Raw genomic sequence first — 12,900 nt, 5'->3', positions numbered from 1 at the left:
GCACGCTGTGGATATTTCTGTGATGCTTTTTTGATAAATTTCTTGATGACTTTCTTGATAACCCGCTAATTGCCTGGTGCCGTATTTTGTGTATGCCTGCATCAGTCACCGGACACAGGCATACAGGCTACAATATCGCCTGATAACAATTTGCTCAATCCGGGAATACTTCATGTCAAAACCTATGCTCGCTGTGGCTGAGGCGCTGGAATTTTTATTGTCTGCTGTCCGCCCCATTCAGGATGTGGAAACAGTCGCTACAGTGGCCGCGAATGGCCGTCTGCTGGCGCAGGCCCAGACATCACTGCTGAATGTGCCGCCGCTGGATAATACCCAGATGGATGGTTATGCCGTGCGCGCTGCTGATTGTGTCAATGCAGAAACACCGCTGCGCGTCAGCCAGCGCATTCCCGCCGGTTATATTGGCGAAGCGCTGGAGGCTGGCACCGCAGCACGTATATTTACTGGTGCCATTATTCCGGCTGGCGCTGATGCCGTAGTCATGCAGGAACAATGTGTTGCCGATGGCGATTTTGTGACCATCAAACATCAACCCAAAGCTGGCGAATGGATACGCAGGCAGGGCGAAGATATTGCCACTGGCGCGACTATCCTGGCTGCCGGGACCAGACTAAGGGCACAGGAACTTGGCCTGGCGGCGTCTGTCGGGCTGGCCCAGTTGCCCGTGTTGCGTCGTCCAAAGGTAGCCGTATTCTTTACCGGTGATGAACTGGCCATGCCAGGCGACCCTTTGAAGCCGGGTGCAATTTATAACTCCAACCGTTTTACCCTGACGGCCTTGTTGCAAGACCTGGGTTGCGATGTCACTGACTATGGCATCGTGCCGGACAAGCTGGACGCCACCCGATCCACGCTGCGCCTGGCCAGCCAGGAACATGATGTCATCATCACTTCTGGCGGTGTATCAGTCGGGGAAGAAGATCATGTCAAACCGGCAGTCGAGGCCGAAGGCCGCCTGGATATGTGGCAGATCGCCATCAAGCCTGGCAAACCGCTGGCTTTTGGCGAAGTGGGCAAGGCATTCTTTATTGGCTTGCCCGGCAATCCGGTATCCAGTTTCGTGACCTTTCTGTTATTCGTGCGTCCCTTCCTGTTGCGCATGCAGGGTGTACAGCAAGTCAGCCCGCAATCATATTCTGTACGTGCTGATTTTGACTGGCTGAAACCGGACCGTCGCAATGAATTCTTGCGTGCCCGCATGAATGCCGGAGGTGGCCTCGATCTGTTTGCCAACCAGGGGTCTGCCGTATTGACGTCCACAGTCTGGGGTGACGGTTTGATTGATCTCGCACCAGGTCAGAGTATTCATGCGGGTGACGTGGTTAAATTCATTCCTTTCAGCAATCTGATGTCTTAAGTTTTTTTAGTCGATTATGCATATTCAATTACGATTTTTTGCCAGTGTGCGTGAAAAACTGGGCTCGTTTTCAGAGCAGGTCGACGTGCCGCCAGAGGTGCAGACCGTGGGCGATGTCCGGCAATGGCTGATACAGCGTGGCGATGTCTGGGCCGAGGCGCTGGCACCGGATCGTGCCTTGCGCATGGCATACAACCAGCAAATGTGCGCGCCTGACAAACACATCAGCGCAGGGGCAGAAGTCGCTTTCTTCCCTCCGGTAACCGGGGGGTGACAGATGACAGTGCGGGTGCAGACAGCAGACTTTGATCTGAATGCAGAGATGGCACAAATGCGTAAGGGCAAACCGGCCATCGGTGCTTTGGTCAGCTTTGTCGGTGTCGTGCGTGACATGAATGATGGGCAATCTGTTCAGACCATGGAACTTGAACATTATCCCGGCATGACCGAGAAATCACTGGAACAGATCGAGCAGCAGGCGCGGCAACGCTGGCAACTGATGGACGTACTGGTCATTCACCGGGTCGGTGCACTCTTGCCGCTGGACCAGATCGTCCTGGTGATTGTGGCATCGCGCCACCGTGGCGAGGCTTTTGCCGCCTGCGAATTCATCATGGACTATCTCAAAACCCAGGCACCTTTCTGGAAAAAAGAACAGACGCCTGATGGCGCACGCTGGGTTGATGCCAGGGAAACCGACGACCAGGCTTTGCAGAAATGGAAGCAAGGAACTGAAACGCTTGCAGGAGTCAAGGTATGAGCTGGCTGGGCGCACTGGCAGTAGGTCTGGGGGCTGCTTTGGGAGCCTGGCTGCGCTGGGTGTTAGGTTTGTGGCTGAATGCCACCTATCCCTTATTGCCATTGGGTACCTTGATCGCCAATCTTGGTGGTGGTTATATCATAGGTCTGTGCGTTGCTTTTTTTTCTGCGAACCCGCAGTTGTCACCTGAATGGCGTTTGTTTCTGGTGACGGGTTTTCTCGGTGGCTTGACTACCTTTTCCACATTTTCTGCCGAAGCCATGAGCTTGCTGCATCGTGGCGATTATGGCTGGGCACTCATGCATAGCGGTGCACATCTGGTCGGGTCCATCCTTTGCTGTTTTGCCGGGTTTGCCACTTACCGGGCATTGTTTGCATAGCTGTTCAGCGCCAAATCTCTTGAACTGGCAATGTACTGGGTAGCATATTGATGTACTGCACAATGCGGGGTTTGGTACCGCGATTGGGGCGACTGCCATGCGGCAGCAACTGATTCCATATCACCATGTCGCCCGCCTTGCCGCCTATGGGTCTGGAACCCAGCGCATGCAAATCCTGTTCACGCGGATCGGCGTCAGCCGGCAGACTGTCCATCCATGCATTCAGTCTGTGCTGAAAGCCGGGCACTAGCGTCAGCGCACCTTGTTCTGGTGGCGTATCTGTCAGATATAAAATCCCTTGTGTGCCAAATGGAACTGGTTGATGCAGGCTCATGTCCCAATGCAGGTCTGGCCCACGAAAGCTGTGGCCTGGTCTTTCCGGTACATTGAAGCCGCAACGGTCAGTGGTGACCCATAAGTCTGTGGTTTGCCACAGTTGTGCAAAGGCTTTGTGAATACGCGCAGAACGACGGTTGGCATCAAATGCCGGCGACTGGAATAATTGCACCATGATGTTTGCATGTTCACCGTGATACCAGGATTCAACATCATCCTCCCTGGCGTTTAGTGTGTCCCAGATCACCTGGGCTGCCGCAGCACTATCTTGCGCCGGTACGGCTTCGTGCAGTATCACGAAACCCTGTTCATCCCAGTGTCGCAAATCATCTTTGGACAGCACATCCGGCATGGCTGCCAATTCCGTTTGCCATGCCAATACGCTGGTGGGTAGAGCGGTTTGGTGGGTGAGGGCGTTGATGCGCGCTATGCTGTCCGCCGAGGGCATGCCAGCAGTGTGGATGATCCAGGTTTCAAATGCTGCGAAATCAGGTACTTCATTCAGGATGAACTGCGTTACCTGTTCCAGGCCGACACCCAGGGTATGCAACATCAACCGGTCAGTGTGAAAGTCCGTGCTATGGTCGATTTTTTCTCCACGGCGCGCTGCCATCATGCGTGACCAGTAATCTTTCAGATGTGGCAGCTTGATGCGCACACCGGTATCGGGGCAGCCAGGATTTGTGCGTGTGTCGGACAGGGGCATGGCGAACACTGGTTAAAAAAAGAAATATGATCGCAAACTGTGTAAAAAATAGCAAATTGAGGTCAACATGGTCATTCTGAGTATAATCAGGAGACTTCTGTATAAACTTACATCTTTCATCCATGACTGCTGATACTTTTCCCTTATTCCCGGCCCTTGAAGCAAACCGCAGCGGCATGCTGAAGGTGGATGACACCCATACCCTGTACTGGGAAGAAAGTGGCAATCCACAAGGTCAGCCAGTGCTGTTCCTGCATGGTGGCCCTGGTGCGGGCACCTCGCCCAATCACCGTCGTTTTTTTGATCCTGCTCACTATCGCATCGTGCTGTTTGATCAGCGTGGTGCCGGCAAATCCTTGCCACTAGGTGAGTACCGTGATAACACGACACCCTTGCTGGTCAGTGACATCGAAAAAATCCGGGTCATGCTGGGGATAGAGCAATGGCTGGTCTTTGGCGGGTCCTGGGGTTCGACCCTTGCACTGGCCTATGGTGAGGCACATCCTGAACGCTGCCTGGGTTTTGTACTGCGGGGCATATTTTTGTGCACCAGGGCCGAAGTGGAATGGTTCGTAAATGGCATGAAATTTTTCTTCCCCGAAGTGCATCAGCGTTTTGCCGATGCAGTGCCGGAAGAAGAACGCCATGATTTGCTGACCGCCTATACAAAGCGCCTGTTTTCGGATGATCCTGCGGTCTACATCGAAGCTGCCCGTAACTGGAGCCGTTATGAAGGTTCTTGCATTTTTCTTAAGCCGCAGCCTGAAGCCATCGCAGACTTTGAATCAGATGCCATTTGCATAGGTCTGGGCCGGCTGGAAGCACATTACATGCTGAATGCAGCGTTCATGCGTGAAGATCAACTGATACAGGACATTGAGCGCATACGTCACCTGCCAGCAGTGATCGTGCAGGGGCGTTATGACGTGGTGTGCCCACCGGTCAGTGCATACCGCCTGCATCAGGCCTGGCCGGAAGCCAGCCTGCAAATGATTGCAGATGCCGGGCATTCCGGCTCAGAACCTGGCATTGCCGAAGCGCTGGTGCGTGCTACAGAGCAATTCCGGCAAAGCGGCAGATTTGACTAAGCCTCAGTTGTCAATATGCATGAATTCAGCACTAACTAAGCAGCACTAATTAAGCAGCACTAACTAAGCAGCACTAACTAAGTAGCACTAAATAAGCATCACTAACTAAGCATCACTAGCGTATTAATTAAGCAAGCGTGGCGGCACATCTTCGTATGTGCTGCCGCTGCTGTTGCCCAGCATTTCCAGCGTAAATCCCCAGTCGGCTTTTTCTACCGCATCCTGAAACAGCTTGCAAAAGCCGTGCAGCAGGCGGCGACCCATGGCCACTTCAAAGTTCTTGCCGCCAGCGATCACGAATTCCATGCGGAAGGCAGCAGTGGCATGTACGTGAAACTGGACATCGTCCGGCATCAAAGCCTGTTCACCCAAAGGCCAGCTTTCGACCTTGCTGTTGAAGGGCGCATCAAAATTGCCACCGTCCTTCATCTGGGCAACGGAAGCTTCATGTTCCATCTGTACCATTTCCGCACTGGCATGGGCTGCCCCTGGCCTGCCCAGCTTGACCTGTTTGGCCATGGCTTCCAGCAAGGTAGGCCAGAATTGCATGGTCAGGCGGCGGGTGAACAGCAGGTGAATCTCTTGCCTCGCGCTGGATGATTTCTCGGCAAAGGAAAATTTGATCAGCAGCCTGTCCTGATCTGGCAGATAACTCATTTGTAATTGTTGTAAATCCATGTTTTTCTTTTGATGTAAAGCAAGCAAGCGTGCATCTGTTTTTTTATATTCTTGAAATTGGCTCTGCTGCCCCAAATTGTGTCACTAACTAATTCTTCAGGAGAGAGTCATGCGGCTCGACAAATTAACAACGAAATTGCAGGAAGCCCTTGCCGATGCGCAAAGCCAGGCAGTCGGCAATGATAACCAATACATAGAACCTGTGCACGTATTGTTGGCTTTAATCAACCAGGATGATGGCAGTAGCCGCTCGCTGTTGCAAAGAGCAGGCGTGAATGTGATCGCTCTTGGCAATGCCTTGAAGTCAGCTCTGGACAGATTGCCCAAGGTATCTGGCACTGACGGCCAGGTACAGGCTGGCCGTGAACTGGTGGGTTTGCTGAATCTGGCCGACAAAGAATCCCAGAAGCGTGGCGACCAGTTTCTGGCCAGTGAAATGGTCTTGCTGGCCCTGACTGAGGATAAATCAGAAGCCGGCAAGCTGGCGCGTGAAAATGGCCTGACGCGCAAGGCGCTGGAGCAGGCGATTGCTGCTGTCCGGGGTGGTGGCAATGTGGATAGCCAGGACGCCGAAGGTCAGCGTGAAGCCCTGAAAAAATATACCCTTGATCTGACCGAGCGCGCACGTCTGGGCAAGCTGGACCCTGTGATCGGGCGTGATGACGAAATCCGTCGTGCCATCCAGGTCTTGCAGCGTCGCAGCAAGAATAATCCGGTATTGATCGGTGAGCCTGGTGTCGGTAAAACCGCCATTGTCGAAGGCCTGGCGCAGCGTATTATCAATGGTGAAGTGCCAGACAGTCTGAAATCCAAGCGTGTCTTGTCGCTGGATATGGCTGCTTTGCTGGCAGGTGCCAAATTCCGTGGTGAATTTGAAGAACGCCTGAAAGCCGTGTTGAAAGAAATTGCCATGGATGAAGGCCAGACCATCGTCTTTATCGATGAATTGCACACTATGGTAGGCGCTGGCAAGGCAGAAGGTGCGATGGATGCCGGCAATATGCTGAAACCCGCCCTGGCGCGTGGTGAACTGCATTGCGTAGGTGCTACTACCCTGGATGAATACCGCAAATACATAGAAAAAGATGCTGCGTTGGAACGTCGTTTCCAGAAAATCATCGTGGATGAACCCAGTGTCGAAGCAACCATAGCGATTTTGCGTGGCCTGCAGGAAAAATATGAAGTCCATCATGGTGTCGATATTACCGATCCGGCCATTGTCGCGGCTGCCGAGCTGTCACATCGCTATATCACCGACCGTTTCTTGCCGGACAAGGCGATTGATCTGATTGATGAAGCTGCGGCCAAGATCAAGATAGAAATCGACTCCAAACCCGAAGTCATGGATAAGCTGGACCGTCGTCTGATACAACTGAAGATAGAAAAGGAAGCCGTCAAGCGCGAGAAAGATGAAGGCTCGAAAAAACGTCTGGTCTTGATCGAAGAAGAAATCGACAAGCTGGCCCGTGAATATGCCGATCTGGAAGAAGTCTGGAAGGCAGAAAAAGCCAGCGTGCAGGGCAGCACCCATATCAAGGAAGAGATAGAAAAAATCCGCCTGCAAATGGATGATGCAAGACGCAGGGGCGACTGGCAAACCATGTCTGAATTGCAGTATGGTCGCCTGCCTGACCTGGAAGCACAACTGAAGCAGGCAGACACCCAGGCAGATAAAAACCAGCACGACCACGGCAAGATGAAATTGCTGCGCACCCAGGTTGGCGCTGAAGAAATTGCCGAAATTGTCTCGCGTGCGACCGGTATTCCAGTGTCACGCATGATGCAGGGCGAGCGAGAAAAACTCTTGCAGATGGAAGATGTATTGCATCAGCGTGTGGTTGGTCAGCATGAAGCGATTGTTGCCGTATCTGATGCGATTCGCCGTTCGCGTGCAGGTCTGGGTGACCCTGGCCGTCCATATGGTTCCTTCCTGTTTCTGGGGCCTACCGGTGTGGGTAAAACCGAGTTGTGCAAGGCGTTGGCGGGTTTCATGTTTGATACTGAAGAATCATTGATTCGTATCGACATGAGTGAATTCATGGAAAAACATTCGGTCGCCCGCCTGATCGGTGCGCCGCCGGGTTATGTCGGCTATGAAGAAGGTGGTTACCTGACCGAAGCAGTACGTCGCAAGCCATATAGTGTGATCTTGCTGGACGAGGTGGAAAAAGCCCATCACGATGTCTTCAATGTCTTGCTGCAGGTGCTGGATGATGGTCGCATGACGGATGGACAGGGCCGTACCGTGGACTTTAAAAACACGGTCATCGTCATGACATCCAATCTTGGCTCGCACCAGATACAGGCCATGGAAGGCAGTGATCCTGAAGTGATCAAGATGGCTGTCATGGGTGAAGTTAAAACCCATTTCCGTCCGGAATTCATCAACCGTATTGATGAGATCGTGGTGTTCCATGCGCTGGATGCCAAAAACATCGGTGCAATCGCCAGGATACAGTTGAAGACGCTGGAGCAACGTCTGCATCAGATGGACATGGGCTTGCAGGTCAGCGACGCCGCTTTGCACAAGATTGCCGAGGCTGGTTTTGACCCCGTATATGGTGCCAGACCGCTGAAACGCGCCATCCAGCAGGAAATCGAAAACCCCTTGTCGAAAATGATATTGCAAGGCCAGTTCGGACCCAGGGATGTGATTGCCGTTGACGCCAAAGAACATGGACTGGTGTTCACCAAAACCGGTGTGTCATTGAACTGAAAAAAATTGAACTTTGAGACCAGTTGCTGGTCTGTAGGTATGTAGGAAGCAAGTTGGGGCAGCGTGCAAGCGTTGCCCTTTTTTTATTTCTGGCGAAAAAAACTGCTTGGCGATTCGCCAAATGTTTTTTTGAACATGGCCGAGAAAGCCGACTGGCTGGCATAGCCCAGTTCAGCCGCCACTTGCGACAAAGGCAGGCCGCTGCTGATCAGCGGTGACGCTTTTGATAAGCGCATTTGTTGGCGCCAGGCAGTGAACGACATATCCAGTTCCTGTTCAAACAGACGTGACAGCGTGCGTGATGATGCCCCAACCTGGCCTGCATAATCTTCCAGCGTGAGGCCAGATGCCGGGTCGGCCAGCAATATTTCACACAGACTTTTCAGGCGTTTGTCGCGCGGCATGGGCAGGCGTATGGGCAGATGCTTGGCTGCCTGCAATTCATCTGTGATGACGGCAGCAAGATGGTTTTCACGTGCGCCTGCTTGTTCTATCTGCTCCATGCTGGCAATAAGTTCGCGCAGCAATGGCGATACCTCCAGCACCAGGCAATTGTCACCTTTAAAAGGCAGGTAGTCGGCATGGAAATTCAGCAAACGCAATTGCGAGGGCTCGATAATCCTGACTTCATGCGCGACCCCCGCTGGTATCCAGATAGCCCGTAATGGCGGTACAAACCAGGTATTGTCATTGGCCAGGATCTGCATCATGCCTTGCGGGGTGTAGGTCAGTTGACCCCATTGATGATGATGCGTACGTATTACTTCTTCAGTCGGTAGGTCGCGTGCGGCCAGACGCACCGGACGCTCCGGGGTGGGGCGCTTGTCCGGCGATTGCGGGCGGGTGTCTGTCAGGATTTCTATTGCCATACTGGAGTTGTCAATTATTTATGATTGTCGGATGATCGTAGGGTTGTCGTAAATTCGACAAAGTTTGTCTATCTATCTTAAATCAGACTAGACGATTTTGCATACACTCATCAGGTCGGGCGCTGTAATGCGCCAATATGCGCCAATTCAATAGCGAAAGGACCTGGTATGACTACAGCAGTAAGCCCCCCGGTAAATCTCAGACAGGATGCCATGGTAATCAGTCTGGTGGGGTTGGCACATGGTATTTCCCATTTTTTCCATATGATACTGGCCCCCTTGTTCCCCTGGATTAAGGATGCGTTCAGCCTGAGTTATGCCGAACTGGGTCTGTTGATGACGGTGTTTTTTGTCATTTCCGGTATCGGTCAGGCCTTGTCTGGTTTCATAGTCGACAAACTGGGTGCGCGGGCAGTCTTGTTCTTTGGCATTAGCTGCCTGGGCTTTGCCGCGCTGCTACTGTCATCTGCCCAGAATTACACCATGCTGCTGGCTGGTTCCATGCTGGCCGGTGTTGGCAACAGTGTTTTTCATCCATCTGATTACACCTTGTTGAACAAGAAGGTCTCTACTGCACGTCTGGGGTATGCGTTTTCTGTGCATGGCATATCGGGTAATCTGGGCTGGGCGACTGCACCAGTGTTTCTGGTGACCATAGCTGGCTTGACGAGCTGGCGCACGGCACTGTTTTGTGCCGCTTTCCTGCCGTTTGCCGTGTTGGCGATTCTGTTTGTCTATCGTGACTTGCTGCACACCGAGCCAGCCCCACATTCCAATGCACACAATGCAGGCGTGAAAGCCACAGGCAGCGCTACGGATTTTTTGCGCATACCGGCTGTATGGATGTGTTTTGGATTTTTCTTCATGACCGCGATGGCTTTGGGGGGCATACAAAGCTTTTCGTCTGCCGGTCTGCGCGATATGTATGGCATGAAATTAAGTGAAGCCACTACGGCCTATACCGGATATATGCTGGCGTCTGCTGCAGGCATGTTGTGGGGCGGTTTTCTGGCAGCAAAAACATCGCAACATGACAGGACGATTACCCTGGCTTTCAGCTTCGCCGGAATATTTTCCCTGATACTGGCCAGCGGCGTGGTGAATGTGCCGATTGCCATCATCCTGATGGCGGCGATAGGCTTTGGATCGGGCGTTGCAGGCCCTTCACGTGATTTGTTGATACGGGCAGCAGCACCCAAGAATGCGACTGGCCGTGTATATGGCGTCGTCTATTCAGGCCTGGATTCCGGTCTGGCGGTCGCGCCGCTGATCTTTGGTGCCATCATGGATGCCCACCATCCTTCCTGGATTTTCGTCTGTATAGGCGTGTTTCAGGTGTTGGCAATATTGACGGCGGTCAATGTCGGAACCAAGACGCGTGCATTGGCGGTTTAGGTTTTGCTGGTTAGAATAAGAACTTATTCTAACCACGTTCGACCGGGGAAACATCATGAGCTTTGCGACCTGTGATATCTGTGACGCCAATGAAGACAAGATTGCCACCAATGAGCTGTCTGTGGTGCCGCCCATCTTCATGCGTTTTGGTAATGCCAGCAAATTCAGCGGACAGGCGGTAACGCTGAAAGTCTTTGAGGATAATGTACTGGTCAGGTCTACGCTGGAAACACCGGGAAATGGCCAGGTCCTGGTCATTGATGGTGGTGGCAGCTTCCGCTGTGCCCTGGTTGGTGGCAACCTGGCTGCGCTGGGTGAAAAAAATGGCTGGTCCGGCATCATCGTACATGGCTGCATCCGTGATGTGGATGAAATCAACCAGTGCAATATTGGTGTGTGTGCGATGGCTTCCATGCCTTTGCGCAGTGCCAAGCACGGTGGCGGGATGAAAAATCTGCTGATCAATATCGCCGGTGTTGCGATTCATCCGGGAGACTGGATTTATGCGGATATAGATGGTGTGCTGGTCGCCAGGCATGCCTTGATCTGAATTTCATATGACTGGCGCAAAAACGCCCTGGCTGCGTCGCTGCACTTTGCTGTGACGATTTTGCGTAAGTCCTATTTCAGTATCTTTAGCCGATCATGGGCGAAGGCAGGAAATGCATGGTCAAATAGGTGGTGATGCGTTTATTGTTACTGAAACCTTTTCCTATGGTATAAGTCAGAGCAGAACTCATTTCCTTTTACCTGCCTATGTGTCCTCGCTTATTTTTACCGCTATTTTCATCATTGTCTTTAGCGATTGCCGCGCTATTCTTTGTCGCTCCATTGCAGGCGCAGGATAAAGCCCTTGTCCCTTCAACAGCCGGTAAGCTGGAAGCTGATCCGTTTCCAACAAAAAAAATCTATCAAATGACACCGCAAGAGGTCGACAAGTACCTGGCTTTTTTGCATGCCAGCGTGCCAGACTTGCGTCAGCGAATTGTCACCCTGGCCAGGAAAAATATCGGTCAGCCTTATCGCCTGAATTTGCTGGGTGAATTTCCTTTCGAGTTGCACGACACTTTACCCATGTATAGCCTGACGCATAGCGATTGCCTGGTATTTGTTGAGCATACCTATGCCATGGCATTGAGCCGTTCATGGGAAGAGTTTTTTTGGATATTGCAGCGCATACGATACAAGGATGGTCAGATCGGTGTAGCGACCCGCAATCATTACACCGAAGTGGACTGGAATATCAATAATGCCTGGTTGCTCAAGGATGTCTCTGGCAATCTGTTGCCCGGCGCAGCCAGCACCTTTGACATCAGTGTGGACAGGGCAAAGTTCTTGAGGGAGCAGCACCATACAGTCACTAACATCCCGGTCCAGAACAGCCGTGAAGTTTATGTGAAAACCGCGCAGGTGAATGCCGTACTGTCGCAGTTACAGAACGGTGATTTCGTCAATGTTGTGTCTGACAAGGATGGCTATCAGTCGGTTACCCACGTCGGCCTGGTGGTGATTGATGCCGACGGCAAGAGAAATTTCCTGAACTCTGCCGAGCCGCAAGTCAGGGAAGAAAGTTTTGATGCCTTCATCAATCGTACCCATGAACGCACCAGGACCAGCAAGCTGCCTAATCCAAGAAAACTGCTGGGTTTTAAATTCTTGCGCCTGCGCGATGATATCGTCATCCCGTCGTCGGTAAGTCTGCCCAGGCCCGCGACCATCGGTGGTTGATGGGGCGATGGGGGCGACAGGTCAGAATAGGGCACTCGTCAGTGTTTCTTGCGCAAAGCCGTGAAGCTGGCAGGTTCCCATTCCCGCATCGCCATGAGCAGGCCCGTACCGCGTCTTTTCTTCAGTGGGCTGGCCAGGCTTTCTGTATGCAGTTCGGCGAAACTCTGTTTCAACTGACGCAACTCCGCATGAAATTTCTGCATTGCCGGTTCAGTCAGCATGCCATGCAGGAAATACATGGATTCATTTTCCTGGTGGAATGCGGCTTTCAGAAAATCCGGCATGCCACTTTCACGAAAATAGTCACGTATAGGGCCGTGAACCAGCCAGTCAAAATCACGGGCAATATTCAATCGTATGCGGTTGCCTGGCAAGACGCTGATCAGTTGCAATTTGTCCAGCCTTAGCAGCTTGCTCAGGCATTCGGTTTCTGTGATCTGGTACACCCGCAAGATATCTTCAAATTGCCAGTGGTTGATGGCACATACCGCGACCAGCAATAGTTTACTGTCAGACACCAGTTCTTTTTCCTGCGCTACGCTCAGCGTATGGATGCGCGCATTGCTGGCATTGGCTTCCTGCGTGATTTCCATCAGGCTGAAACCCAGGAAGTGACACAACTGCGCCAGCCGCTCTACACTCATAGAGGCGCCATTCTCGACACTGAGCAGCCGTTTGATGCTGGCTTCGGATAAATCCAGCGCCAGTGCGACGTCCCGGTAGGTCTTGCCCTGCTGCTTGAGCTGGAATTTGATGCTGTTCAGAATTTGCCGGATTTCAGTCATGGTCGTCGTTATCCAGAAGAGGGTATGGATGGTGGCATAAAATAATACTTTCCTCATTATAGCCTGCTACTTTTTGATCAA

At 52.3% G+C, this 12,900-nt stretch carries 13 protein-coding genes; 9 read left to right on the top strand and 4 right to left on the bottom strand.

The features are described from left to right. Nucleotides 1-172 precede the first annotated feature (172 nt). Genes H8L32_RS08235 through crcB form a run of 4 tightly spaced genes read left to right on the top strand, consistent with a single transcriptional unit; the run spans nt 173 to nt 2,518 of the window. The gene (locus H8L32_RS08235) at nt 173-1,378 is read left to right on the top strand and encodes a molybdopterin molybdotransferase MoeA (RefSeq protein ID WP_230412115.1); all 1,206 of its coding nucleotides are present in this window, start codon (nt 173-175) and stop codon (nt 1,376-1,378) included. 16 nt (nt 1,379-1,394) lie between these two features. After that, nucleotides 1,395-1,652 (top strand): molybdopterin converting factor subunit 1, encoded by a 258-nt coding sequence (moaD, locus tag H8L32_RS08230; RefSeq protein ID WP_186946669.1) that lies wholly within the window; start codon nt 1,395-1,397, stop codon nt 1,650-1,652. Between the two features lie 3 nt (nt 1,653-1,655). Beyond that, nucleotides 1,656-2,138 (top strand): molybdopterin synthase catalytic subunit MoaE, encoded by a 483-nt coding sequence (gene moaE / locus H8L32_RS08225; RefSeq protein ID WP_186946668.1) that lies wholly within the window; start codon nt 1,656-1,658, stop codon nt 2,136-2,138. Further along, on the top strand, nt 2,135-2,518 hold the full coding sequence (crcB, locus tag H8L32_RS08220; protein WP_186946667.1) for a fluoride efflux transporter CrcB: 384 nt from the start codon (nt 2,135-2,137) through the stop codon (nt 2,516-2,518). Before moaE ends, crcB begins: the two co-directional genes overlap by 4 nt. A gap of 4 nt (nt 2,519-2,522) precedes the next feature. Here crcB and H8L32_RS08215 read toward each other — a convergent pair whose 3' ends face one another. Further along, on the bottom strand, nt 2,523-3,560 hold the full coding sequence (locus H8L32_RS08215) for a phytanoyl-CoA dioxygenase family protein (protein WP_230412114.1): 1,038 nt from the start codon (nt 3,558-3,560) through the stop codon (nt 2,523-2,525). Between the two features lie 122 nt (nt 3,561-3,682). On the opposite strand from H8L32_RS08215, the gene pip reads away from it, so the two are divergent. Beyond that, nucleotides 3,683-4,648 carry a prolyl aminopeptidase gene (gene pip / locus H8L32_RS08210; RefSeq protein ID WP_186946666.1) on the top strand — a complete coding sequence of 322 codons (966 nt, stop codon included), beginning with the start codon at nt 3,683-3,685 and terminating at the stop codon, nt 4,646-4,648. A gap of 123 nt (nt 4,649-4,771) precedes the next feature. Here pip and H8L32_RS08205 read toward each other — a convergent pair whose 3' ends face one another. Continuing rightward, the gene (locus H8L32_RS08205; RefSeq protein ID WP_186946665.1) at nt 4,772-5,326 is read right to left on the bottom strand and encodes a hypothetical protein; all 555 of its coding nucleotides are present in this window, start codon (nt 5,324-5,326) and stop codon (nt 4,772-4,774) included. 109 nt (nt 5,327-5,435) lie between these two features. On the opposite strand from H8L32_RS08205, the gene clpB reads away from it, so the two are divergent. Continuing rightward, nucleotides 5,436-8,042: an ATP-dependent chaperone ClpB gene (gene clpB, locus H8L32_RS08200; protein ID WP_186946664.1), complete on the top strand. Its 2,607-nt coding sequence runs from the start codon at nt 5,436-5,438 to the stop codon at nt 8,040-8,042. A gap of 83 nt (nt 8,043-8,125) precedes the next feature. On the opposite strand, the gene H8L32_RS08195 is transcribed toward clpB, so the two are convergent. After that, on the bottom strand, nt 8,126-8,911 hold the full coding sequence (locus H8L32_RS08195; protein ID WP_186946663.1) for an AraC family transcriptional regulator: 786 nt from the start codon (nt 8,909-8,911) through the stop codon (nt 8,126-8,128). A gap of 168 nt (nt 8,912-9,079) precedes the next feature. On the opposite strand from H8L32_RS08195, the gene H8L32_RS08190 reads away from it, so the two are divergent. The 3 genes from H8L32_RS08190 to H8L32_RS08180 all read left to right on the top strand — a co-directional run bounded on the left by H8L32_RS08190 (nt 9,080) and on the right by H8L32_RS08180 (nt 12,034). Further along, nucleotides 9,080-10,306 carry an MFS transporter gene (locus H8L32_RS08190; protein WP_186946662.1) on the top strand — a complete coding sequence of 409 codons (1,227 nt, stop codon included), beginning with the start codon at nt 9,080-9,082 and terminating at the stop codon, nt 10,304-10,306. 55 nt (nt 10,307-10,361) lie between these two features. After that, entirely contained in the window at nt 10,362-10,856 is a 495-nt protein-coding gene (gene rraA / locus H8L32_RS08185) for a ribonuclease E activity regulator RraA (protein WP_186946661.1), read from the top strand. 242 nt (nt 10,857-11,098) lie between these two features. Next, on the top strand, nt 11,099-12,034 hold the full coding sequence (locus H8L32_RS08180; RefSeq protein ID WP_230412113.1) for an N-acetylmuramoyl-L-alanine amidase-like domain-containing protein: 936 nt from the start codon (nt 11,099-11,101) through the stop codon (nt 12,032-12,034). Nucleotides 12,035-12,072: 38 nt separating this feature from the next. Here the strand turns inward: H8L32_RS08180 and H8L32_RS08175 are convergent, their stop codons facing one another. Beyond that, a complete protein-coding gene (locus H8L32_RS08175; RefSeq protein WP_329605162.1) occupies nt 12,073-12,876 on the bottom strand; it encodes a transcriptional regulator in 804 nt (267 codons plus the stop codon). Between the last annotated feature and the right edge of the window lie 24 nt (nt 12,877-12,900).

The organism is Undibacterium hunanense (genome assembly GCF_014284335.1).
GTDB lineage: Bacteria > Pseudomonadota > Gammaproteobacteria > Burkholderiales > Burkholderiaceae_D > Undibacterium > Undibacterium hunanense.
The sequence above is the reverse complement of the archived record's forward strand: the minus strand, read 5'-3'. Positions and strand labels throughout refer to the sequence as shown.

Excerpts from the sequence above, each read along its gene's own strand:
- H8L32_RS08235 (WP_230412115.1), top strand. The coding sequence starts at position 173 with ATGTCAAAACCTATGCTCGCTGTGGCTGAGGCGCTGGAATTTTTATTG.
- moaD (WP_186946669.1), top strand. The coding sequence starts at position 1,395 with ATGCATATTCAATTACGATTTTTTGCCAGTGTGCGTGAAAAACTGGGC.
- moaE (WP_186946668.1), top strand. The coding sequence starts at position 1,656 with ATGACAGTGCGGGTGCAGACAGCAGACTTTGATCTGAATGCAGAGATG.
- crcB (WP_186946667.1), top strand. The coding sequence starts at position 2,135 with ATGAGCTGGCTGGGCGCACTGGCAGTAGGTCTGGGGGCTGCTTTGGGA.
- H8L32_RS08215 (WP_230412114.1), bottom strand. The coding sequence starts at position 3,560 with ATGCCCCTGTCCGACACACGCACAAATCCTGGCTGCCCCGATACCGGT.
- pip (WP_186946666.1), top strand. The coding sequence starts at position 3,683 with ATGACTGCTGATACTTTTCCCTTATTCCCGGCCCTTGAAGCAAACCGC.
- H8L32_RS08205 (WP_186946665.1), bottom strand. The coding sequence starts at position 5,326 with ATGGATTTACAACAATTACAAATGAGTTATCTGCCAGATCAGGACAGG.
- clpB (WP_186946664.1), top strand. The coding sequence starts at position 5,436 with ATGCGGCTCGACAAATTAACAACGAAATTGCAGGAAGCCCTTGCCGAT.
- H8L32_RS08195 (WP_186946663.1), bottom strand. The coding sequence starts at position 8,911 with ATGGCAATAGAAATCCTGACAGACACCCGCCCGCAATCGCCGGACAAG.
- H8L32_RS08190 (WP_186946662.1), top strand. The coding sequence starts at position 9,080 with ATGACTACAGCAGTAAGCCCCCCGGTAAATCTCAGACAGGATGCCATG.
- rraA (WP_186946661.1), top strand. The coding sequence starts at position 10,362 with ATGAGCTTTGCGACCTGTGATATCTGTGACGCCAATGAAGACAAGATT.
- H8L32_RS08175 (WP_329605162.1), bottom strand. The coding sequence starts at position 12,876 with ATGAGGAAAGTATTATTTTATGCCACCATCCATACCCTCTTCTGGATA.